This is a genomic window from Vibrio sp. SCSIO 43136 (genome assembly GCF_023716565.1).
Classification (GTDB): Bacteria; Pseudomonadota; Gammaproteobacteria; order Enterobacterales; family Vibrionaceae; genus Vibrio.
In genome coordinates this window covers 2,867,855-2,889,993 of sequence record NZ_CP071848.1, presented here as the reverse complement: position 1 = coordinate 2,889,993, position 22,139 = coordinate 2,867,855, and the positions used below count along the sequence as shown (strand labels likewise).

The 22,139-nt window shown below is 47.7% G+C and carries 21 protein-coding genes; 11 read left to right on the top strand and 10 right to left on the bottom strand.

All coding sequences use genetic code 11. From position 1 onward, the window contains the following. Positions 1–47: 47 nt before the first annotated feature. Together J4N39_RS13515 and motX are read left to right on the top strand one after the other, a co-directional pair. Positions 48–1,364 carry an adenylosuccinate synthase gene (locus J4N39_RS13515; RefSeq protein ID WP_252020357.1) on the top strand — a complete coding sequence of 439 codons (1,317 nt, stop codon included), beginning with the start codon at positions 48–50 and terminating at the stop codon, positions 1,362–1,364. 508 nt (positions 1,365–1,872) lie between these two features. Continuing rightward, a complete protein-coding gene (gene motX / locus J4N39_RS13510; protein ID WP_252020355.1) occupies positions 1,873–2,511 on the top strand; it encodes a flagellar protein MotX in 639 nt (212 codons plus the stop codon). Between the two features lie 98 nt (positions 2,512–2,609). Here motX and hmpA read toward each other — a convergent pair whose 3' ends face one another. After that, complete coding sequence (hmpA, locus tag J4N39_RS13505) at positions 2,610–3,761, bottom strand: NO-inducible flavohemoprotein (protein ID WP_252020353.1); 1,152 nt, start codon at positions 3,759–3,761, stop codon at positions 2,610–2,612. A 110-nt stretch (positions 3,762–3,871) separates the two neighbouring features. Between hmpA and nsrR the strand changes: the two genes are divergently transcribed. The 6 genes from nsrR to rplI all read left to right on the top strand — a co-directional run bounded on the left by nsrR (position 3,872) and on the right by rplI (position 9,166). Further along, complete coding sequence (gene nsrR / locus J4N39_RS13500) at positions 3,872–4,300, top strand: nitric oxide-sensing transcriptional repressor NsrR (RefSeq protein WP_252020351.1); 429 nt, start codon at positions 3,872–3,874, stop codon at positions 4,298–4,300. A 49-nt stretch (positions 4,301–4,349) separates the two neighbouring features. Beyond that, positions 4,350–6,824 carry a ribonuclease R gene (gene rnr / locus J4N39_RS13495; protein WP_252020349.1) on the top strand — a complete coding sequence of 825 codons (2,475 nt, stop codon included), beginning with the start codon at positions 4,350–4,352 and terminating at the stop codon, positions 6,822–6,824. Positions 6,825–6,835: 11 nt separating this feature from the next. Continuing rightward, positions 6,836–7,576, top strand: a complete 741-nt coding sequence (gene rlmB / locus J4N39_RS13490; RefSeq protein ID WP_252020347.1) for a 23S rRNA (guanosine(2251)-2'-O)-methyltransferase RlmB — start codon at positions 6,836–6,838, stop codon at positions 7,574–7,576. 401 nt (positions 7,577–7,977) lie between these two features. Next, a complete protein-coding gene (gene rpsF / locus J4N39_RS13485) occupies positions 7,978–8,367 on the top strand; it encodes a 30S ribosomal protein S6 (RefSeq protein WP_252020345.1) in 390 nt (129 codons plus the stop codon). A gap of 101 nt (positions 8,368–8,468) precedes the next feature. Continuing rightward, the gene (gene rpsR, locus J4N39_RS13480; RefSeq protein WP_000090472.1) at positions 8,469–8,696 is read left to right on the top strand and encodes a 30S ribosomal protein S18; all 228 of its coding nucleotides are present in this window, start codon (positions 8,469–8,471) and stop codon (positions 8,694–8,696) included. 17 nt (positions 8,697–8,713) lie between these two features. Beyond that, on the top strand, positions 8,714–9,166 hold the full coding sequence (gene rplI, locus J4N39_RS13475; protein ID WP_252020343.1) for a 50S ribosomal protein L9: 453 nt from the start codon (positions 8,714–8,716) through the stop codon (positions 9,164–9,166). Between the two features lie 214 nt (positions 9,167–9,380). Here the strand turns inward: rplI and cyoE are convergent, their stop codons facing one another. Genes cyoE through J4N39_RS13455 form a run of 4 tightly spaced genes read right to left on the bottom strand, consistent with a single transcriptional unit; the run spans position 9,381 to position 12,502 of the window. Then, the gene (gene cyoE, locus J4N39_RS13470; RefSeq protein WP_252020340.1) at positions 9,381–10,274 is read right to left on the bottom strand and encodes a heme o synthase; all 894 of its coding nucleotides are present in this window, start codon (positions 10,272–10,274) and stop codon (positions 9,381–9,383) included. After that, positions 10,267–11,298, bottom strand: coding sequence for a COX15/CtaA family protein (locus J4N39_RS13465; protein ID WP_252020338.1), 1,032 nt, complete (start codon positions 11,296–11,298; stop codon positions 10,267–10,269). Before J4N39_RS13465 ends, cyoE begins: the two co-directional genes overlap by 8 nt. A 9-nt stretch (positions 11,299–11,307) precedes the next feature. Beyond that, entirely contained in the window at positions 11,308–11,844 is a 537-nt protein-coding gene (locus J4N39_RS13460; RefSeq protein ID WP_252020336.1) for a redox-active disulfide-containing membrane protein, read from the bottom strand. Continuing rightward, positions 11,828–12,502: an SURF1 family protein gene (locus J4N39_RS13455; protein ID WP_252020334.1), complete on the bottom strand. Its 675-nt coding sequence runs from the start codon at positions 12,500–12,502 to the stop codon at positions 11,828–11,830. Before J4N39_RS13455 ends, J4N39_RS13460 begins: the two co-directional genes overlap by 17 nt. 58 nt (positions 12,503–12,560) lie before the next feature. Here J4N39_RS13455 and J4N39_RS13450 point away from each other — a divergent pair, with 58 nt between their 5' ends. Next, complete coding sequence (locus J4N39_RS13450) at positions 12,561–12,776, top strand: DUF2909 family protein (RefSeq protein ID WP_252020332.1); 216 nt, start codon at positions 12,561–12,563, stop codon at positions 12,774–12,776. A 70-nt stretch (positions 12,777–12,846) separates the two neighbouring features. Here the strand turns inward: J4N39_RS13450 and J4N39_RS13445 are convergent, their stop codons facing one another. The 5 genes from J4N39_RS13445 to J4N39_RS13425 form a co-directional block, all read right to left on the bottom strand. Continuing rightward, positions 12,847–13,713 carry a cytochrome c oxidase subunit 3 gene (locus J4N39_RS13445; RefSeq protein ID WP_252020330.1) on the bottom strand — a complete coding sequence of 289 codons (867 nt, stop codon included), beginning with the start codon at positions 13,711–13,713 and terminating at the stop codon, positions 12,847–12,849. After that, positions 13,710–14,282: a cytochrome c oxidase assembly protein gene (locus J4N39_RS13440; RefSeq protein WP_503063689.1), complete on the bottom strand. Its 573-nt coding sequence runs from the start codon at positions 14,280–14,282 to the stop codon at positions 13,710–13,712. Before J4N39_RS13440 ends, J4N39_RS13445 begins: the two co-directional genes overlap by 4 nt. An 8-nt stretch (positions 14,283–14,290) precedes the next feature. After that, a complete protein-coding gene (gene ctaD, locus J4N39_RS13435; RefSeq protein ID WP_353505599.1) occupies positions 14,291–15,892 on the bottom strand; it encodes a cytochrome c oxidase subunit I in 1,602 nt (533 codons plus the stop codon). After that, entirely contained in the window at positions 15,892–17,001 is a 1,110-nt protein-coding gene (gene coxB, locus J4N39_RS13430; protein ID WP_252023770.1) for a cytochrome c oxidase subunit II, read from the bottom strand. The genes ctaD and coxB overlap by 1 nt, the downstream gene beginning before the upstream one ends. Positions 17,002–17,248: 247 nt before the next feature. Then, positions 17,249–18,007, bottom strand: coding sequence for a DUF481 domain-containing protein (locus tag J4N39_RS13425; RefSeq protein WP_252020326.1), 759 nt, complete (start codon positions 18,005–18,007; stop codon positions 17,249–17,251). Positions 18,008–18,156: 149 nt separating this feature from the next. Between J4N39_RS13425 and dnaB the strand changes: the two genes are divergently transcribed. Together dnaB and alr are read left to right on the top strand one after the other, a co-directional pair. Then, the gene (gene dnaB / locus J4N39_RS13420; protein ID WP_252020324.1) at positions 18,157–21,039 is read left to right on the top strand and encodes a replicative DNA helicase; all 2,883 of its coding nucleotides are present in this window, start codon (positions 18,157–18,159) and stop codon (positions 21,037–21,039) included. A gap of 20 nt (positions 21,040–21,059) precedes the next feature. After that, positions 21,060–22,139 carry an alanine racemase gene (gene alr, locus J4N39_RS13415; RefSeq protein WP_252023768.1) on the top strand — a complete coding sequence of 360 codons (1,080 nt, stop codon included), beginning with the start codon at positions 21,060–21,062 and terminating at the stop codon, positions 22,137–22,139.

Below are 22,139 nucleotides of genomic sequence, written 5' to 3'. Positions count from 1 at the left end.
GATTCGGTGCTAGAATCCATTTTTAACTAGCAATCAGAACTGGAAAGATGAGTAATAACGTAGTCGTTCTTGGCACCCAATGGGGTGACGAAGGTAAAGGTAAAATCGTAGACCTTCTAACTGAAGATGCAAAATACGTGGTTCGCTACCAAGGCGGTCACAACGCAGGTCACACCCTAGTCATTGACGGTGAGAAAACCGTTCTTCACTTAATCCCATCAGGCATCCTACGTGATAACGTTAAATGTGTTATAGGTAACGGCGTAGTACTATCTCCTGAAGCACTTCTTAAAGAAATGAAGCCTCTTGAAGAGCGCGGTATCCCTGTAAAAGAGCGTCTTTTCATTTCTGAAGCTTGTCCTCTAATTCTTCCTTACCACATCGCTATCGACAACGCGCGTGAAATCGCTCGTGGTGCGAAAGCTATTGGTACAACGGGTCGTGGTATCGGTCCAGCTTACGAAGATAAAGTGGCTCGTCGCGGTCTACGCGTTGGCGATCTTTTCGATAAAGAAGTTTTCGCTGAAAAACTAAAAGAAGTAATGGAATTCCATAACTTCCAACTAGAGCACTTCTACAAAGCTGACACAGTAAGCTACGAAGAAGTACTAGAGCAATGCCTAGGTTACGCTGATCTACTTACTTCAATGGTTATCGACGTAACTGACGAACTAGACGCAGCACGTAAGCGCGGCGATAAGATCATGTTCGAAGGTGCTCAAGGTACTCTACTTGATATCGACCACGGTACTTACCCGTACGTAACTTCTTCAAACACGACCGCTGGTGGTGTTGCTGCAGGTTCTGGTTTCGGTCCTCGCTACATCGGTTACATCCTAGGTATCGCTAAAGCGTACTGTACTCGTGTAGGTTCAGGCCCATTCCCAACAGAACTTTACGACGGTCTAGACAAGCAAGACCCTGTTGGTAAGCACCTTGGTGATGTTGGCCACGAGTTTGGTGCAACCACTGGTCGTCTGCGCCGTACAGGTTGGTTCGATGCTGTTGCTATGCGTCGTGCAATCCAAATCAACTCTATCTCTGGTTTCTGTCTAACTAAGCTAGACGTGCTAGACGGACTTAAAGAAATTAAGATCTGTACTGGTTACCAGATGGAAGATGGTTCTATCCTAGAAGTTTCTCCAATGGCTGCTGAAGCATTCGAAAAAGCAACGCCAATCTACGAAACTATGCCTGGTTGGGACGACAAGACTTTCGGTGCAACTTCTCTTGAGCAACTGCCTCAAGCGGCACTTGATTACATCAAGCGCATCGAAGAGCTAACAGGTGTTCCTGTAGACATTATCTCAACCGGTCCTGACCGTAACGAGACAATGATTAAGGTTCACCCATTCAACTCATAATACGTTGAATTGCTGAAATAGAATATGAAAGCCGACTGTTATGCAGTCGGCTTTTTTATTATTTGGCTGACAGCGAATGAAAAACTACTCTCCCCCTTTCCAAGGGGGAGTGGGAGCTGTCTCTTATACACAAGTCCAAAAGAGTTCGAAAAATAGCTCTCCCCCTTGTTCGATGGGGCTAATTGATCGAAGAAGTCGATAAAAGGGGGAGTTGGAGGGGCACGCCTAGTGGGGGTTCTGCTCAAACCAACCAAATGTACTTGCTTTAAGTCTACTCAGAACCCCTCTCAACCTCCCCCGGATCGCCGGTCGCTTGAAAGGGGAGGAGCTAAAATACTGAATCAAAACAACTTTCAAAACCCTTCTATAAACCTGTTCAGTTCCCCTTAAAACTTGGCTACAATTTAATCTTACGTGGCAAAATGTTGCCGCAAAAAGGTGGATTTTGGCTAAAGAATTATCAGCCACTGCCGATAAGTAAAGCACGGTATGATCAAAGAGTACGACCATGAAACTACGAGCTGTTGCAGCTGCGTTGGTGTTGGTCCTTAGTTCCCGTGTCAGTTTGGTGCAGGCTGATGATGGGATTGGGGACCCAGTGCCAGTATACAGCGAAGCTGAACTGATAAACTTAATAGAGCAGAACAAGCACCTAGAACGAGTCAAAGCTGACGGTTGTCAGCTGGTAGAAGATATCGTTGCGCGTGCGACTCGGATTAACTTGCCATCGTATGAATTTCTCTACGGTGACATGCTTGCTTGGGGGGTATGTGTTGATCGAGACGTAGAGCTTGGGCTTTACTACATCGAAAATGCTGCCCACCAAGGTATGCCTGCTGCGCTTGAGCAACTGGGGCGTTACTACTCACGTGGCACCTTTGTGCAACAAGATAAAGAGCGCGCAATTCCTTATCTAAGGGAAGCTGCGTCTATGGGTAACATTAGTGCTCGTATTCAGCTCGCTGAGCTTTTGCTTCGTGACTATGGTAGCCCTTTGGATTATGAAGATGCCTACCGCTGGTTATATAATTCGGTGACACCCGATCAGCGTCAACACAAACGCATCACCATGCTGCGCCAAGGTTTGGAGCAGCGAATGCCAGATAATATTATTGCGAGAGCGAAGCGCCGTAACACCTTCTGGTAAGCCGTAAGCCGTAAGCCGTAAGCCGTAAGCCGTAAGCCGTAAGCCGTACTCAAAGAAATGCCCCGAATCTATCGGGGCATTTTTGTTGGCTCTAACGATTAAAGTACTTTATGTGGGCCAAAGCACTCGTAGTGAATTTGATCTTGCGTTGCGCCAAGCTCGACAAGCTGCTTCGCTACTGACTGCATAAATGCAACCGGGCCACAGAAGTAGAAATCGGTTGCTGCCCAATCAATGTTTTCCTTCATTGCAGCAAGCTCCATCAAGCCTTCTTGATCACGATACCAAGTGCGTTCGGCAACATTCTGGTTTGTCGCAACAATGTCATTTACACGCTGTTTAAAGCTATGGCGGTCCGAATTGTCAGCAGCATGCAGCCAAGTGATTGGGGCGTTGTGCTCGCTCTTGATGGTTTCAAGCATAGATAGCATTGGAGTAATACCTACGCCAGCAGAGATAAGAGCCACAGGCTTATCTTGTTCAGACGTAAAGAAGAAATCCCCAGCAGGAGCGGCTAGTTCAACTTCATCTCCAATCGTTAATGAATCATGCATGTACTGAGAGACAACACCTTGTTCTTCACGCTTCACTGAGATGCGGTAAGTCTTGCCATTTGGTGCATCAGATAAGCTGTATTGGCGGATCTCTCGGTTCTCAAATTGCTCTGGTTGTAGGTAGATACCAAGATATTGGCCCGGCTTGTAATCCACCACAGGTTCACCATCGACAGGCTCGAAAGTGAAGCTAGTAATTACCGAGCTTTCTTGAGTCTTTTCAATCAGTTTAAAGCGACGAGTGCCACGCCAGCCACCCTGTTTGGCTTCAGTTTCAGTATAAATGGCCTCTTCACGATCAATGAATACTGTTGCAAGCAAGCCATATGCTTCTGCCCACGCATCTAGCACTTCTTGGCCTGGAGAAAATAGTTCATCGATAGTGGCTAGCAGGTGCGTACCCACGATGTCATACATCTCTGGAGTGATATTGAAGCTGGCGTGTTTTTGGGCAATTTTCTCAACCACTGGCAGTAGCACTTCGATGTTGTCGATGTTTGCCGCATATCCATATACCGCATTAAATAACGCTTCACGTTGTCGACCCGTATCCTGATGGGTCAAGTTAAAGATGTCTTTCAGCTCTGGGTGAGCGGCGAACATACGATCATAAAAGTGCGCCGTTAGGGCAGGGCCCTTTTCGGCGATCAATGGTGCGGTAGATTTTACGATATCAATAGTAGTTGAGCTGAGCATAACGCTTCCTTATTTAAAGTTGTATCTGGAATGCATGTTTTAAGTTGTATCTAAAATATATCTTTTGGTCAATAGAAGTTTTACACTGTGTGCATGAAAAAGAGGGTGTTATGCAACTGACTAACTTTACTGATTTTGGCCTACGCGCCTTGATTTATCTAGCGGCCCTACCTGATGGAGAGCTCACCAGTATCCAAAAAGTGAGTGATAACTTCTCGGTATCTAAAAACCACATGATCAAAATTATCAATAAGCTGGGACAACTTGGTTATGTGAAAACGGTGCGCGGTAAAAATGGCGGGATCTGTTTAGGTAAACCTGCTAATCAGATTGTGATTGGTGATGTTGTGCGCCAAATCGAGCCGTTACAAGTGGTGAACTGTTCCCCTGAGTTTTGCCATATTACGCCAGCATGCCGCCTTAAAGACCGTCTTGCTAAAGCGAAACTGGCATTTTTGGCAGAACTGGATACTTGCACCATCGCTGACATGATCGACGACAATCCGCAGCTAATTGCGCTTCTTAGTGTTGCTAACTGACAGATTTAGATATACTTAGAGCAACTCCTTTCCTTAGCAGGTCTTGCTTATGTCTGATAAACACTCCGCTGATCCCTTTGCGGATCGCGAAGCACAAAACTATTCCAACCCAATTCCAAGTCGAGAGTTTATTCTTAACTTTCTGACCCAAGCCAACGTTCCAATGAATCGAAATGATCTGTTTGAAGCACTAGAGCTGTCTGGTGAAGAACAGTACGAGGGCTTGCGCCGTCGTCTTCGCGCCATGGAGCGAGATGGTCAATTGGTGTTTACACGTCGTCAGTGCTACGCACTGCCAGAAAAGCTTGAGTTGATTAAAGGCTATGTCATTGGTCATAAAGACGGCCATGGTTGGGTGCGCCCAGAAGGCAGCAAAGGAAAGGATGATGATATTGTGCTGCCTCACCACCAGATGCGAACTATTTTGCATGGTGATCTGGTGTTGGTGCAACCGACAGACAACAGCAAGCGTGGCCGCCGAGAAGGGCGTTTAGTTCGTGTACTTGAAGAGCGAAACTCCCAGATTGTTGGGCGTTTCTTCCTAGAGCAAGGGTATGCCTACGTTGTGGCAGACGACTCTCGCATTAGCCAAGACATCTTGATCCCAAATGAGCATCGTAATGGCGCTCGTATGGGTAATGTAGTGGTGATTGAAGTTACTGACCGTGGTAGTCGCTCACGTGGCATGGCGGGCAAAGTGGTGGAGGTTCTTGGTGAAAATATGGCACCGGGGATGGAGACTCAGATCGCTATCCGTACTCACCAGATCCCTTGTGAGTGGCCTGAAGAGGTTGAAAAACAGATCCAATCTTTTGGCGAAGAAGTGCCAGAAGAGGCAAAGAAAGGGCGGGTTGACCTACGTGACTTACCATTGGTGACCATCGATGGTGAAGATGCTCGTGACTTCGATGATGCTGTCTTCTGTGAGCGCAAAAAGAGCGGTGGTTGGCGCTTATGGGTCGCTATCGCTGATGTCAGCTACTATGTTCGCCCAGACAGCGCGCTAGACAAAGAAGCGATCAAGCGTGGCAACTCTGTCTACTTCCCATCTCAAGTTGTGCCAATGCTACCTGAGGTTCTATCCAACGGTCTGTGTTCTTTGAACCCACAGGTTGATCGTCTGTGTATGGTGTGTGAGATGACCATTTCTGAGGCGGGCAAGCTTTCCGGTTACAAACACTATGAAGCAGTCATGAACTCCCACGCTCGTCTTACGTACACCAAAGTTGGTGAGATCCTAGATGGCAATGAAGAGCTACGTGAACGCTACGAGCCGCTAGTGCCGCATCTAGAAGAGCTGCACAGCATGTACAAAGTGCTGAAGAAAGCGCGTGAAAACCGCGGCGCAATCGAATTCGAAACCATCGAAACCAAGTTTATCTTCAATGCCGAGCGTAAGATTGACCGCATTGAACCTGTGATCCGTAATGATGCGCACAAGTTGATTGAAGAGTGCATGATCTTGGCAAATATTGCCTCGGCATCATTGGTTGAGAAGTTAAAAGAGCCCGCACTATACCGAGTGCATGAAACTCCGGGTGAAGAGCGCCTGCAAGGTTTCCGCGATTTCTTAGGAGAGCTGGGACTGAACCTCAATGGTGGCTTGGAGCCATCACCAACAGATTATGCAGACTTGGTGAAAGCTATTGCTGAGCGTCAAGACAAAGAGCTGATCCAAACCATGTTGCTGCGCTCAATGAAGCAAGCGGTATATAACGCAGATAATGCAGGTCACTTTGGTCTAGCGCTACAGCGTTATGCGCACTTCACCTCACCAATTCGTCGTTACCCTGACTTATTGCTGCACCGTGCTATCAAGTATTTGATCGCCAAAAAAGAAGGCCGTAACCAAGACCGCTGGACACCAACCGGTGGTTACCACTACTCATTCGATGATATGGACGTGTTTGGTGAGCAGTGCTCGATGACCGAGCGCCGTGCGGATGATGCCACACGTGAAGTCTCGGACTGGCTGAAATGTGAATACATGCAAGACCATGTGGGTGAAGAGCTTGATGGCGTGATTGCTAACGTGACTGGGTTTGGCTTCTTTGTACGCCTGACCGAGCTGCATATCGATGGTCTGGTGCATATATCTAATCTAGCTAACGATTACTACCAGTTTGACCCTATTGGTCAACGACTTATCGGCGAGAGTTTTGGTGCCATTTATCGATTAGGTGATGCGGTCAAAGTTAAAGTGCTAGCGGTGAATTTAAACGATCGTCAAATTGACTTTGAATTAGTCGAAACAAGCCGTAAGCTACGCGGCAAAGGTAAGACTGCGAAGAAGCGAGCCGCTCAAGCTGAGAAGAAGGCTGCTAGTAAGAAAAAAGCAGCAGTGAAATCTCGCAAGCCGGGTGCTAAAGCCAAAGCTATGGTTGAGCCAACTAAACGTCCGGATGGTAGTACTGAGGAGGAGAAAAAGTCGACTCGGAACAAAACCAAGGCAGAGAAAGCTCGCAAGAAAAAATCTCGCAGCAAGAAAAAGCCAAGCGCTAAGAAACCAAGTGCTAAGAAATAGCGGAATCTGAAATGAGTAACGAATTTATCTACGGCATCCACGCCGTAAAAGCCGTGCTGGAGCGCGAGCCTGAGCGTTTTATTGAAGCGTTTGTACTAAAAGGTCGTCAGGATGAGCGCCTACTGCCAATCCTAAACGAGATGCAGATGCTAGGCGTCACTATTCAGCAAGCGGGTCGTAAAGCGCTAGATGACAAAGCGGCTGGTGCCAACCACCAAGGAGTTATTGTACGAGTGAAGCCTGCTCGTCAGCTTAACGAGCATGACCTTGATGCGATTATCGCTCAGCACGAAGCTCCACTGCTGTTGGTATTGGATGGTGTTACTGACCCGCACAATTTAGGTGCTTGTCTACGTAACGCAGACGCAGCTGGCGTGGCAGCGGTGATCGTACCGAAAGATCGCTCAGCACCACTAAGTGCAACCGCAAGCAAGGTGGCTTGTGGTGCTGCTGAAATTGTGCCGCTAGTACGAGTGACTAACCTAGCTCGCACCATGCGTGCGCTACAAGAGCAGGGCGTATGGTTTGTTGGCACTGCAGGTGAAGCAACACACGATATCTACGCAGCTAAAATGACTGGCCCACTAGCCATCGTTATGGGCGCAGAAGGCGACGGCATGCGCCGCCTAACTCGTGAAACCTGTGATGACTTAATCAAGATCCCTATGGCAGGTACGGTTTCAAGCCTGAATGTATCGGTAGCCGCAGGTATCTGCCTGTTCGAAGCAGTACGTCAGCGTCAAGCGAAGTAATTTTCTCACCAAGTGTGGGATGTAGTTCCTCCCCTTTTCAAGCGGCCGGAGTCCCGGGGGAGGTTAGGAGGGGTTAAAGCTGCGGGCTTACGTTAAGTCTTGTACTTAAATTGTAGTGCGGTGTTTTAACCCCCTCTAGCTCCCCCTTGAAAAGGGGGAGGACTGTTCAGTGTGCACAATTAGCAATATCATCTACAAATTAACCACTTACCCCATAACCTAGCTCTTCCCCTTCCTCCCTTAAACCCTTTTCCCCTTAAACCCAAATTTCCCCTTGCCCCAACTGCCGTTTTTCTGTACCATTTGCCGTCCTTAATTCTCGGTCAATTATCTTTAGTTCCTTGCTTCCTCAGGATGACCGAGCCAATCGTGGAAGCTAATAATCCGTAAGGAGCAACCAAATGCGTCATTACGAAATCGTATTCATGGTTCACCCTGATCAAAGCGAGCAAGTTGCTGGCATGATCGAGCGTTACACTGGTTCTATCACTGAAGCTGGCGGTACTGTACACCGTCTAGAAGACTGGGGTCGTCGTCAACTGGCTTACCCAATCAACAAGCTTCACAAAGCTCATTACGTTCTAATGAACGTTGAAGCTGGTCAAGAAGTGATCGACGAGCTAGAAACTGCTTTCCGTTTCAACGATGCAGTTCTACGTAACATGATCATGCGCACTAAAGCTGCTGTGACTGAGCAATCTATCATGCTTAAGCAAAAAGAAGAGCGCTCTGAGCGTGCTCCTCGTCGCGAAGAGCGTGCAGAAGCTAAGCCAGAAGCATCTGCTGAGTAATTCTTTGTTGGTGTAAGCCGCAAAATTTCTCAACTTGTTTAGGCTTTAACAATTTGATTGTGAAAGCCGCATTATTAAAATTTAAGATCAGGAGATAGCCCATGGCTCGTTTCTTCCGTCGTCGTAAATTCTGCCGTTTCACTGCAGAAGGCGTACAAGAGATTGATTACAAAGACGTAGCAACTCTTAAAAACTACATCACTGAAGCTGGTAAAATCGTACCTAGCCGTATCACTGGTACAAGTGCTAAGTACCAGCGTCAGCTAGCGCGCGCTATCAAGCGTTCACGCTACCTAGCTCTTCTGCCATACACTGACAAGCATCAGTAATCAAAGAGGATTAAACAATGCAAGTTATTCTACTTGATAAAATCGGCAACCTAGGTGGTCTAGGCGATACTGTTAACGTTAAAGCTGGTTACGCTCGTAACTTCCTTATCCCACAAGCTAAGGCAGTAATGGCAACTAAAGCTAACGTTGAGATGTTCGAAGCACGTCGTTCTGAGCTAGAAGCTAAAGTTGCTGAGCAACTAGCTGCTGCTGAAGCACGCGCTGAGAAAGTTAACGCTCTAGAAGCAGTAACTATCGAATCTAAAGCTGGTGACGAAGGTAAACTATTCGGTTCTATCGGTACTCGCGACATCGCTGATGCAATCACTGCAGCAGGCGTTGAAGTAGCTAAAAGCGAAGTTCGTCTTCCTGAAGGCGCTCTACGTAACGTTGGTGAGTTCGAGATCAGTGTTCAACTTCACTCTGAAGTTTTCGCTACTGTGAACCTAGTAGTTGCTGCTGCTGAGTAATTCAGTAACAAGCGATTTTAAAACCGGAGCCTAGTGCTCCGGTTTTTTTATGTGTGCTCGAAGAGCAGAGGGGAAAGGGACGCTGCGCTAACGGACGCCTGCGGCTAAGGGCTAACGGAAAAGTCTGTTGCGTGGTTGACTTTACGTGTGGTGATTACACGCTGAGTTCCCGTTTCCCGTTTCCCGTTTCCCGTTTCCCGTTTCCTGTTTCCCGTTAACCAATCACATAATGATCCACCAACAACGCCACAAATAACCCCATCAACATATAAATCGAATACTTAAAGGTCTCCATTGCCTGTTTTGGGGTATCTCGATAGGCGAGCTTCCATGCGTGATAGGTAAAGCCACCGCATAACCCCATTGCTGCTGCCCCGTAAAGCAGTCCACTCATTCCAGTCAGTACTGGAAATAGGCAAGCGATCGTTAGCAGTACGGTATAAAGCAGAATACTGGTCTTGGTGTATTCGACCCCGTGTGTGACGGGAAGCATCGGGATATCGGCTTTGGCGTAGTCATCTTTGCGGTGAATGGCTAATGCCCAGAAATGGGGTGGGGTCCAAATGAAGATGATCATCACCAGCAGCCAGCCATTGGCATGCATCTCTCCTGTAATGGCTGTCCAGCCGAGTAGAGGTGGCATAGCACCCGCAATACCAGCAATGACAATGTTTTGTGGCGTGGCTCGTTTGAGGTACATGGTGTACACCAGCGCATAACCAACCAAGCTTGCTAGTGTTAACCAAGCCGTGAGCGGATTGACTTCACGATAGAGCAAAGCAAAGCCCAAGGCTCCAATGACAATCGCAAATGTCAGTGCTTGGCTCGCTTTTAGCTGCCCAGTAGGCAGTGGACGACGATAGGTTCTTGCCATGATAGCGTCGATGCGACGGTCAATTAGGTGATTAAACGCAGCAGCACTGCCTGCCATCAAACCAATACCAATCAGGCCAAAGAGAGTGTTGTTCCATGGTAGTGGACCTTGGGTAGATAAACACATACCAACCAATGCGGTCAAAAGCATCAGTGCCACAACTTTAGGTTTAGTGAGCTGTAAGAAGTCTCGCCAGTGAAGGCTTTGCTGCGGTTCGAGTAGCGTCTTATCCATAATCTTGCTCCTTGAATTGCGGTTTATCCAGCATCTGTCTAATGGTTCTATTTTCGCTCTGCACACTTAGGTTGATTCTTACAGTCCAAATCAGAAGCAGCGCAGCGCCAAGGTTATGCGCTGTTGCTACCAGTAACGGTAATTGGTAAAGCACATTGGTGACCCCAAGGCCAATTTGTATTGTAAGCAGTACCAACAGACCAAAGGAAAGCCTTTTGGCTTGAGGGTGTTCACTTCGAAGCATCAAGATTGAAAGTGTGGTGAGTACCAGTGTCGTGAGTATCGCTCCGATTCTGTGGGTGACATGGATTGTGGTGCGAGCATCACCACCAAGTACGCCAAACTCATAGTTGTCATGACCCTGTTGCAGTAGGTCAAATGCCGCCACAAAGTTGAGCTGGCTTACCCAGTCCCCTTGGCAGATAGGTAAGCTTGTACACATCAAGGCGGCGTAATTAGACGAGGTCCAGCCCCCTAGAAAAATCTGAGCAATTAAGATGATAAGCCCCACTCGTGCCCAGCGAGTGATGCTGGTGGAGACAAAGGGTACGGTTGGATGGGGGCGGGCTCTTAGATAGAGTACCCACAGCAAGCAAAACAGACTAAAACCGCCAGCTAAATGCAGCATGACAATGGTCGGCATGAGTTTGAGCGTCACGGTCCACATACCAAGCGCAGCTTGAAAGACGATTAACCCGACTAACCCAGTGCAAAAAGCTTTTGAGGCGATTCCTGTTCTGGCGCAAGTGAAAGCGATGGCTACCACAGCAAGACCAAGGATACCCGCTACGTAGCGGTGAATCATCTCAAGCCAAGCTTTGTAAGGCTCAACAGGGGTTTCTGGAAACAGTGCCTGTGCTTTACTTAATTGCTCTGACTGAGTTGGAACCGTGATATGTCCATAGCATCCCGGCCAATCAGGACAACCAAGCCCTGCGTTGGAGAGGCGAGTATAAGCGCCCAAAGCGATGACGGTAATGGTCAAGACCAGTGAAAAAGCGAGCAGTATCCGAACTTTCAACATTCTAGCCCCTTAGCCAACTCTAGACAGTTTGAGTAACTTACGAAGGTCTGCCAGCATAGCTTTGGTTTGAGCAACTTGAGATGCATTGGCCACATAGGGGTAAGTCATCACGATTTGCCCTCTCGGGTCGACGATGACATAGCTCAACGCATCTATTCTATCGATAAAAGCTTGGTTGACGGGAAGGGTCTGCAACTCAAAATGGGCTTTTGAATCGACCGTTGTCAACAGGGTTGGAGAGACGCGAGCTTGATATTTTCCGAGCGCCTGATGACTTTGCCCAAGCAGGTGTACCTGCTGCTGACAGTCAGAGTCACACTGTTCAGGCAGCACCAAGGCTAGCTGCCATAAGTTTGATTGATTGGCTTCTAGACCGAAATCTTTCCAATAGGTGGCAGGCTCGACCAAAACGCCCTTGTTCGTCACACCAGTTTGGTACCAGTTCATTGACAGAAATAGCTTGGCAATGCCTGCAGGCAAAGCAAACAGTGCGATCAAACTTAAAAGGATCAGGCGTCCTCTCCATTGCTTAGTGATGTTTTTCATCTTGCCTCCTTGCTCGCCAAATGAAGGCGATGACTAGCGCTAGCAATACCGCTGCCATAGAGAACCATTGCAGCGAATACCCAAAGTGCTTTTGTGAGCTCATGTTGATTGGAGCCCATGGGTGGGGGTAGTTTGGTTGAGTAAGATTAAGTGGTTGGATTAACCAAGGCTGTATCGTCAGCCCTAACTGCTCAGACAATTGAGGGATATTGAGGTTTTGGATTCGAGAGATATCCCCAGACTCTGCATTGAGATCATGACTCAATGGGTTGGTTGAACGTTGATACAAACGCCCTTTAACCTCAATCATCTCTCCAACCAGATCCAGTTTGGGCAATTGGTCACGGCTATTTGGCGCAGGTACAAACCCTAGCTCGAACAGCCACAAGTTTTGTTGTTGATCCTGCATCAATTGATAAGCCATATATCCCACTTTGCTGTCCCAAATTTGGTTGTCGAGTAACCAAGCTTGTTGTTTTAACGGAGTGAGCCGAGCTTGGATTTGTGTTCCAGTTAAGTTGCTGGCCTTGTTGTTGATAGCCTGCTCAAGCGAGATAGGTGCATGAGAGGCTCTATCTTGCAGAGCACTCTCCATCGCTAACTTCTCATTGCCTCGTTGCCACTGCCAAAGCCCTAACTTGATTAATAAGATGAACACAGCCAGAGTTAAACCAAGAGCAATCCAAACTTTTCCCTGCGTTACCCAAGGAGCTTTTATGTCCCTGTTTCTGTTCAAGCTATTGTTAGTGGTCGCTTTATTCTTGGTGATCATAAATATGGCTAAGGCCCTCGTCGTCGTTGTACGGGGAAGTTCAGACAAGCCAGCGAGCCATTTTTTAGGTAAGAGGCTTATCTTTTCTGCCGCTGTGGTACTGGTATTGCTCGTTGCTCTTTCTTCTGGGTGGGTAGTGCCAAATCCAAGACCTTATTGATTTGTTAACTAAGTGCTCGGAATCGCTCTTCCCCTTCAAGCGGCCGGAGTCTCGGGGGAGGACAAAAGCCCTAAAGCACATAAACAAATACAAACAAGCACAACCAAACCACGTCCACAAAGTGCCAGTACCAACTCCCTGCTAGGAAAGCGAAGTGGTTGTATTGGCTAAAGTGGTCATGAGCGATACGAGCCAGCAGCACAATGAGGAAAATGGTCCCTATCAACACGTGCATGCCATGAAAGCCCGTCAGTAAGAAGAAGGTATTACCATAAATCCCAGATTGCAGTGTTAGCCCCATCTCCTGATACGCATGGGCGTATTCCACCCCTTGGTAGTAAAGGAACACCACTGCCAGAATAATGGTGATTTCTAACCAGACGATCAGCGCTGTTCTGTGGTTTTTCTCTAAACTGGTATGTGCTAAGTGCAAAGTGATAGAAGAGGTAAGTAGGATTAGGGTGTTTATCAGTGGCAATCCTTGCCACCCCATGCCTTCGGTGGTGGTGCCATCTGGCGTTTTGGTCAGTGGCCAGATCGCTTCAAACTCAGGCCATAGCACTTCATGAGTCATCAGATTGTTGTCTGCCCCAGCTAGCCAAGGCACAGCAAACATCCTTGCGTACAACAGTGCTCCAAAAAAAGCACCAAAAAACATTACTTCAGAGAAGATGAACCAACCCATGCCTTGACGATAAGATTGGTCCACTTGCGCTGAGTTGAGTCCGGCCAGTGATTCTTGAACTAGATGGCGCATCCAGCCTGCGAACATCACCACCAACATGGCAAATCCAGCAAACAGCATCAGCTTGCCGAAAAAGGACCCCGTTTCAATGTTTTGAACCGTGACTCCTGCGCCAACCGCCGTAAAAAATAACGCAACTGCGCCGACGATAGGCCAGACACTTTGGCTTGGTACATAATAGGTTGGTTTCATTGTTCACCTCCTTGTGCCATGGCGAGCGTTGGCTCGTTGGCCTCGGTGATGTTAAAGAGAGTGTAAGAAAGAGTAAGGGTATGGATTGAGTCAGGAATGTCTGGCTCGATATAAAAAATGACCGGCAATTGCGCACTTTCTTGAGAGGCTAGTGGCTGGCGGTTAAAGCAAAAGCATTCAATTTTATTGAAATAGTTAGCACCAAGCCCCGGTGCGACAGACGGTACGGCTTGGCCAGTAATCGCTGATTGTCCGAGGTTTTGAGCGACAAAATGCGTTTCAATCACTTCGCCTGGATGGACACTGATTTCCGTCACCGCAGGTGCAAAGGACCAAGGCATGTTAGGTGGAATATGGGCCATAAGCTGGACTTTTACACTGCGACTGGTATCGATCGACATTGCGCTGGGCGCTGCGACAGATTCTGAATTGGTTTTACCGTTGATCCCCAATACATCACACATAATGTCGTAGAGAGGAACCAGAGCAAAACCAAAACCAAACATGCCAACGACAGCCGCAAGCAGTCCTAGGGTCAGTTTTCGATGGGAGTTCTGAGCCATCGCCATAAGTCACCTCAGTCCACCTTAGGTGGGTGAGTAAAGGTATGATGAGGCGCTGGACTTGCTACGCTCCATTCCAGTCCTTCAGCGCCTTCCCAAACTTGTGACGTTGCTTTTTCGCCCCCACGAATACATTTGATCACCAGCCATAAGAAGATGAGTTGAGACAGGCCAAAGGCAAAGCCACCGATGGAGACGATTTGGTTAATGTCGGCAAACTGAATTGCATAGTCAGGAATACGCCTTGGCATGCCTGCCAATCCTAAGAAATGCATTGGGAAGAACAGCACGTTAACTGAGATAACAGAGCACCAGAAGTGCCACAGACTTAGCTTATGGTCATACATGTGCCCAGTCCATTTTGGTAGCCAATAGTAGGCGGCTGCCATAATGGAGAATACCGCACCTGATACAAGGACATAATGGAAATGCGCCACCACGAAGTAGGTATCATGGTACTGAAAATCAGCCGGCACAATGGCGAGCATTAAGCCTGAGAACCCACCAATGGTAAACAGCACAATAAAGGCAATAGCAAATAGCATCGGGGTTTCAAAGGTCATTGCTCCTCGCCACATGGTCGCCACCCAGTTAAACACTTTTACCCCGGTGGGCACCGCAATCAACATGGTGCAATACATGAAAAACAGTTCAGCAAATACGGGCATGCCAGTGGTGAACATGTGGTGCGCCCAAACTAAGAAAGAGAGTAGGGCGATACTGCAGGTAGCATAAACCATCGAGTGGTAGCCAAACAGTTTCTTACCACTAAAAGCGGGTACGATTGCAGAGACAATGCCAAAAGATGGCAAGATCATGATGTATACCTCTGGGTGACCGAAGAACCAGAAGATGTGCTGGAACATCACTGGATCGCCGCCGCCTGCCGCATCAAAGAAGCTGGTGCCAAAGTACTTATCGGTTAGCACCATGGTTACCGCCCCTGCCAAAACGGGCATTACGGCAATTAACAGGAAAGCGGTGATGAGCCAAGTCCAAACGAACATTGGTAGCTTAAACCAAGTCATGCCCGGTGCTCGCATATTTACTATGGTGACGATCACGTTGATCGCTCCCATGATTGAGCTGATCCCCATGATATGCACCGAGAAAACAAACAGCGCCGTGCTGTCAGGGCCATAAGTAGTGGATAGCGGAGCGTAGAAAGTCCACCCAAAGTCCGGACCACCACCGGGCATAAATAGTGAGCTCAGCAAAATCAAAAAGGCGAACGGTAAGATCCAGAAACTGAGGTTGTTCATTCTTGGCAGTGCCATATCCGGCGCACCGATCATCATTGGGATCATCCAGTTTGCGAGGCCAGTAAACGCTGGCATTACCGCACCAAACACCATGATCAGCCCGTGCACTGTGGTCATTTGGTTAAAGAATTGAGGGTCGACCAACTGCAACCCTGGCTGGAACAGCTCGGCGCGAATGATCATCGCCATAAAGCCGCCAGTGAGGAACATAATAAAACTAAACCACAGGTAGAGAGTGCCTATATCTTTGTGGTTGGTTGAGTAAATCCAGCGAGCGATCCCTTTCGCTGGGCCATGATCATCGTGGCTATCATGTGACTCATGAAGATCGGTCTTTGGGCTAGAAGGGTCCATTAGTTAGCCTCCTTGCTTCTAAATTCATTGACATCGGAAGCCTGAACTTGGTCTCCGGTATTGTTTTCCCATGCATTTCGTTCGTAGGTCACGACGGCGGCAATTTCCTTATCGGTCAGCTGAGATCCAAAGGCTTGCATCGCGGTACCGGGTACACCGTTGACCACCATATCGATATGAACTCCTATGTCGCCAAGCGCGACTTCACTGCCTTTCAATGCAGGGAACACAGTGCCGACGCCTAGGCCATTGGCTTGATGACAAACAGCGCATCGGCCAAGGTAAACTTCTTCACCTAAGGTCATCAGTTCGTCCATCGATAGATCTTGGCTAAGCGCGGCTTTGGCTTCTTGAGCTTTGGCGATAGCGACTTGTTTCTCATTAGCGAGCCAAGCATCAAACTTAGCCTCTTCCATAGCGTGTACTACGATAGGCATAAAGCCGTGATTGCGGCCGCAGAGCTCTGCACATTGGCCTCTATAGACGCCAGGTTTATCGATTTTGGTCCAAGCCTCATTGATAAAGCCGGGAATGGTATCTTTCTTGACGGCAAAGTCTGGCACCCACCAAGAGTGGATGACGTCATCCGAAGTCAGCAGGAAACGCACTTTGCGATTAATTGGAAGCACCAAGGGTTTATCAACTTCTAGCAGGTAATGAGCGCCTTTGGCTTCTTCACCTTCAATCTGTTTTTCTGTGGTCGACATGAAGCTATAGAATTCGACCTCTTCACCAAAATAGCTGTAGTGCCATTTCCATTGAGAGCCTGTCACCTTGACCGTCAACTCTGATTCCGAGGTATCTTCCATAGCAATCAAAGTCTTGGTGGCTGGAATTGCCATACCAATCAGAATAAGGATAGGGACGAGTGTCCAGATAACCTCAACTTTGGTGCTTTCATGAAAGTTAGCAGGCACCGCACCTTTGGATTTGCGGTGTTTGAAGATGGCGTAGAACATCACCCCAAACACGACTAGGGCGATGGCGCAGCAGATGTAGAATATCAACATGTGCAGTTGATAGACTTCTTCACTGATTTGAGTGACCCCTTGGGTCAAGTTGTACTGGCTATTCGCGAACACCAAGGTAGGACTTAGCGCAAATCCCAATCCCCAAAAAAGGTATTTCTTCACGGAGTGTCTCCCTGCGGTTGCGATTGGCGTATGCCAATTGGCGCAAACTTAAGGCGGGCACAAATCCCTATCAACAAATAGCCCGCTGTGCGTTTTATCAGCTTTGAATAAAAACTGAATCAAACAGTCAAAACTGCAACTGTTGCAATCTTGTTAATAAACCTAGATTCTTAAATCCGATTGTTCAAGAAATTTATAATTTGCGTATGGAATGGAATAATGCTTAGAAATGTACTAAGAGGTTTACCGAGGTCACACTGTCGGTTTTTTCTAGATTACTTGGTACTTTATCGTGATAAGTACGGTTGTGAATAACCTTTAGTTTGACTTGGTCGGTGATGTTATTAGTTAGGCTGAGCTCACTGTCCCAGCGGGCATTCGAGCGTCCCGCCACGACAGAAACGTCGGCGCTGAAAGCGAGGTTATCGAGAATTTGCCAGACACTGTTGATGTTGCCACGAAAGATAGCTTCATCCACATTATGTGGGAAGATCAGGTCATCATCGTCAAGCTCATCTAGGTTGGGTTGCTGGTGGCGGTAACCCGGACCTAATTCGGCTTCTAGAGTAAAATCATCGGTATGTGAGAACTGATAACCCACACCACCTGAAAAGGTATAATCCTTGAAGTAAGCACTGTATTTGGAGTCTACTCCATTGAAGTTACCGTACAGGTAGGTTCTAGGGCCTAATTTGTAGTCTGACTGAATCTTGTAGTTGGACTGGTTTTTATCCTCAACGCCATCTTTATCCAGTTTGTAGTATTTAAACTCACCCGTGGTACGGTATCGACCTTCGATATAGCTGGCCGCTAAACGACCATTGATCGACTCATTATTGGTGTTTCCAGTATGTGCTTGATAACCAAATTCCACTTCCATATCGAGTGGGGAAGGCAAAGGCTCAACAGTGTCCGTACTCTCCTCTGCATACACCGCAGTAGTGCCCAATAGGCATATTGCTAGCAAAGAAATTCTAAACACTAAAAACCTCATCATGAAATTATACGGATGGCAATTGTAGAGACGGTACGTAAAGCCTGCGTCAGGCATGCGTTAAATTACTCACAACAGATTACAAACGACTTATCTTGGTTATAATGGGCGGTCAATAACCGTTTTCTGAGATAACCATGGCAGACAATCGCAACCAAAAACCAGTAGATAGCCAAGTGGATGCTATCAAAGTTCCTCCACACTCACTAGAGGCTGAGCAGTCAGTTATCGGTGGCTTATTGTTGGACAATGAACGCTGGGATACCGTTGCTGAGCGAGTCATTGCTTCTGACTTTTACAGTCGACCTCATCGTTTGATCTTCGAAGGGGTGAAAGCTCTATTGGAAGATAGCCAACCACTTGATTTAATTACCCTATCAGAGTTTCTCGAACAGCGCGAGCAACTGGATGAAGTGGGAGGTTTTGCTTACCTTGCTGATTTGGCCAAAAACACACCAAGTGCAGCAAATATTAACGCATATGCGGATATTGTTGCCGAGCGTGCCATGGTTCGTGGTCTGATCGGTGTCGCCAATGAAATTGCCGATGCAGGTTACGACCCTCAAGGTCGCTCTTCGGAAGAGCTGGTGGATATGGCGGAGAGTAAAGTCTTTGCTATTGCAGAGTCTCGTACCAGTGAAAACGAAGGCCCACAAAATGTCGATAACATTCTAGAAAAGACCCTAGAACGAATCGAAATTCTGTACAAAACGCCACAAGATGGTGTTACGGGCGTTAACACTGGCTTTAGCGATCTCAACAAGAAAACAGCAGGCCTTCAAGGTTCTGATTTGATCATTGTGGCGGCGCGTCCATCAATGGGTAAGTGCATTGTATCTGGCTCTTTGATCGCTGACCCTGCCACTGGTGAGTTGAATACTATTGACGAGTTGGTCGCTCGTAAGCAAGCAAATTTGCTATCGGTGAACAATGACTACCACCTAGTTGAGGCACAAGCATCTGATTTTGTCGATGACGGTCTCAAACCCGTTTTTCGAGTGACAACGGCCTTAGGGCGTGTGATCGAGACAACTCTCACACACCCGTTTTTAACAGGCAACGGCTGGCAGCCGTTGGAGAACGTAGCTGTTGGTGACCGTGTTGCAGTGCCACGAGAGCTTGCGGTATTTGGTCAACAAGCGATGCCAGAGCATGAGGTGAAAGCCCTAGCCTATTTCTTGGGCGATGGTGGCACGACCCAAAGCAGCCCAATCTTTACCAACAGTAATCAAGAAATTGTTGATGACTTTACTCAGGCAATGTCTGGCTTTGACGCTGTTGATGTTATCGCTATCGAGTGTGAGCACAGAACACCATCATTTCGTGTGAGTCGCGATTTGCCTGAAACACAGCAATATCGCCAACGGTTTGCCGAGCATCTGACTCAAGCAATGAAAGCCCAAGCCATGACTGGTCAAGATCTAGCAACCCAGCTCAATGTGGCGAAATCGACCGTTTCACAATGGCGTAAGGGTATCTGTGTACCAAGTCAGCCTGTGTTGGAGTCAGTGATTGACTTGCTGCAACTTGATCTATCGGAGATGGGTATTCCTACTCTTTCGGCGTTGACGAAAAACAGTGCCAACGCCGTATCTGAGTTTTTAGCTAAGCATGGTGTATGGAATAAACTGGCGATTGAAAAACAGTTACCCAAGGCCGTTTTCACTCTGCCTAAAGAGCAGCTGGCACTGTTTATCAACCGTCTTTACTCTTGTGACGGTAGTGCGTTTGTCCAAGCCAACCAGCAATCTCGTATTAGCTATGCCTCTTCGAGCGAGTCATTAATTCGTTCATTGCAGCACCTTCTGTTGCGTTTTGGAGTGATTGCGAAATTACGCCATAAAGCCAATCAAGCTTTCGAGCTTGAGATCATGGACCAAAGCAGCCAATTACGCTTTATTGAGCAGATTGGCATCTTTGGTAAAGCCGCAGCTACGCAAGAAGTCTCTGTTTTGTTGCAGTCAAAAGCTGAACATAGCAACCTTGATGCTCTGCCGGATTCAGTCAACGAGTATGTACTGGAGCAGAAAAAAGATCGTAGCTGGAAAGAACTATATCAAGCGGCGGGTCTGAACTATCCAGAAGGGTACAATCCACATCTTCAAGGTGAGAGTAAACGTAATATCTCCCGTCAGCGAGCGGCGCTATTTGCCAAACTGCTAAACGATGAATATCTAGACAAGCTAAGCCGTTCTGATCTCTATTGGGATAGCGTAGTCTCAATCGAATCTCTGGGTGAGAAGCAGGTGTACGATCTCACCGTGCCTGAGACGCACAACTTTATCGCTCAAGATATCTGTGTCCACAACACTACCTTTGCGATGAATTTATGTGAAAACGCCGCAATGTCGCAAGACAAACCCGTACTTATCTTCTCTCTAGAGATGCCATCAGAACAGTTGATGATGCGTATGTTGGCATCCCTTTCTCGTGTTGACCAAACCAAGATCCGTACTGGTCAGTTAGATGATGAGGATTGGGCGCGTATTTCGTCAACTATGGGCATGTTGATGGAGAAAAAGAACATCTACATCGATGATGCCTCAGGTCTGACTCCAACTGAAGTGCGCTCTCGTGCGCGCCGTATTGCTCGTGAGCATGGTGGTCTTAGCATGATCATGGTCGACTACCTTCAGTTGATGCGTGTGCCGTCACTTACGGAAAACCGTACTTTGGAAATTGCTGAGATCTCTCGCTCGCTTAAAGCGCTGGCAAAAGAGCTGAACGTTCCTGTAGTAGCGCTGTCTCAGCTTAACCGTTCCCTAGAGCAGCGTGCGGATAAACGCCCGGTGAACTCGGATCTTCGTGAATCGGGCTCTATTGAGCAGGATGCCGACTTGATCATGTTTATTTACCGTGATGAGGTCTACAACCCAGATAGTTCGATGAAGGGAACCGCAGAAATTATCCTAGGTAAGCAGCGTAACGGTCCAATCGGTTCAGTGCGTTTGACCTTCCAAGGTCAGTTCTCTCGATTTGATAACTACGCAGGTCCTGCGTTTGATGTGGACGAAGAGTAATAGGTGTTTGAGTGAGTTACATGAAAGCGGCGTGTGCGCACATTGATTTAGGTGCGCTGAAACACAACCTACGCCAAGTAAAAAAACAAGCACCCAAGAGTAAGGTGATGGCCGTGGTAAAAGCTAACGGCTATGGGCATGGATTAACCCACATCGCAGAACACGCTGAAGATGCTGATGCTTTTGGTGTGGCTCGTATTGAAGAGGCACTGCAACTAAGAGCAAGTGGCATCGTGAAGCCCATTTTATTGTTGGAAGGCTTCTATTCGCCGACCGATCTGCCGATCCTAGTGACCAACAATATCCAAACTGCAGTGCACTGCTATGAACAACTTGAGGCACTTGAGCAAGCCAAGCTTGAAACACCTGTTAAGGTGTGGCTCAAAGTTGACTCTGGAATGCACCGTTTAGGCGTGCACCCTGAGCAGTACGGTGACTTTGTTGCCAGACTGAAAGCGTGTAACAACGTCGCTAAACCCCTTCGCTATGTGAGTCACTTTGGCTGCGCTGATGAGATAGATAAATCCATCACATCAGAGCAAATTAGCCTGTTCACTCAATTGACGGAAGGTTGTAAAGGCGAGCGCTCATTGGCGGCATCCGCCGGAATTTTAGCCTGGCCAGATAGCCATTTAGAGTGGGTAAGACCAGGGATCATCATGTATGGTGTGTCACCTTTTGCCGACAAGAGTGCACAGTCAATGGGCTTTAAACCGGCCATGACACTCTCTTCTCACTTGATTGCTGTACGTAATGTTAAGCAAGGCGAGTGCGTTGGCTATGGCGCAACTTGGTGTGCTGAGCAAGATACCAAAGTTGGCGTGATAGCGATTGGTTACGGTGATGGCTATCCGCGCATGGCACCTAATGGTACACCAGTTCTAGTTAATGGCCGACGAGCTCCGATTTGTGGGCGTGTGTCAATGGACATGATCACGATTGATCTTGGCCCTGACGCTGATGACAAAGTGGGTGACGAAGTGATTATGTGGGGAGGTGAGCTGCCTGTGGAAGAAGTCGCTGCCCATGTTGGAACCATCGGCTATGAGTTAGTGACTAAGCTGACGTCTCGTGTCGAGATGTCTTACAGTGAAGATTAA

Bases quoted from the DNA above. Each gene is read 5' to 3' on its own strand.
- J4N39_RS13515 (WP_252020357.1), top strand. From the start codon at position 48: ATGAGTAATAACGTAGTCGTTCTTGGCACCCAATGGGGTGACGAAGGT.
- motX (WP_252020355.1), top strand. From the start codon at position 1,873: ATGAAACTACGAGCTGTTGCAGCTGCGTTGGTGTTGGTCCTTAGTTCC.
- hmpA (WP_252020353.1), bottom strand. From the start codon at position 3,761: ATGCTCAGCTCAACTACTATTGATATCGTAAAATCTACCGCACCATTG.
- nsrR (WP_252020351.1), top strand. From the start codon at position 3,872: ATGCAACTGACTAACTTTACTGATTTTGGCCTACGCGCCTTGATTTAT.
- rnr (WP_252020349.1), top strand. From the start codon at position 4,350: ATGTCTGATAAACACTCCGCTGATCCCTTTGCGGATCGCGAAGCACAA.
- rlmB (WP_252020347.1), top strand. From the start codon at position 6,836: ATGAGTAACGAATTTATCTACGGCATCCACGCCGTAAAAGCCGTGCTG.
- rpsF (WP_252020345.1), top strand. From the start codon at position 7,978: ATGCGTCATTACGAAATCGTATTCATGGTTCACCCTGATCAAAGCGAG.
- rpsR (WP_000090472.1), top strand. From the start codon at position 8,469: ATGGCTCGTTTCTTCCGTCGTCGTAAATTCTGCCGTTTCACTGCAGAA.
- rplI (WP_252020343.1), top strand. From the start codon at position 8,714: ATGCAAGTTATTCTACTTGATAAAATCGGCAACCTAGGTGGTCTAGGC.
- cyoE (WP_252020340.1), bottom strand. From the start codon at position 10,274: ATGGATAAGACGCTACTCGAACCGCAGCAAAGCCTTCACTGGCGAGAC.
- J4N39_RS13465 (WP_252020338.1), bottom strand. From the start codon at position 11,298: ATGTTGAAAGTTCGGATACTGCTCGCTTTTTCACTGGTCTTGACCATT.
- J4N39_RS13460 (WP_252020336.1), bottom strand. From the start codon at position 11,844: ATGAAAAACATCACTAAGCAATGGAGAGGACGCCTGATCCTTTTAAGT.
- J4N39_RS13450 (WP_252020332.1), top strand. From the start codon at position 12,561: ATGTCCCTGTTTCTGTTCAAGCTATTGTTAGTGGTCGCTTTATTCTTG.
- J4N39_RS13445 (WP_252020330.1), bottom strand. From the start codon at position 13,713: ATGAAACCAACCTATTATGTACCAAGCCAAAGTGTCTGGCCTATCGTC.
- J4N39_RS13440 (WP_503063689.1), bottom strand. From the start codon at position 14,282: ATGGCGATGGCTCAGAACTCCCATCGAAAACTGACCCTAGGACTGCTT.
- ctaD (WP_353505599.1), bottom strand. From the start codon at position 15,892: ATGGACCCTTCTAGCCCAAAGACCGATCTTCATGAGTCACATGATAGC.
- dnaB (WP_252020324.1), top strand. From the start codon at position 18,157: ATGGCAGACAATCGCAACCAAAAACCAGTAGATAGCCAAGTGGATGCT.
- alr (WP_252023768.1), top strand. From the start codon at position 21,060: ATGAAAGCGGCGTGTGCGCACATTGATTTAGGTGCGCTGAAACACAAC.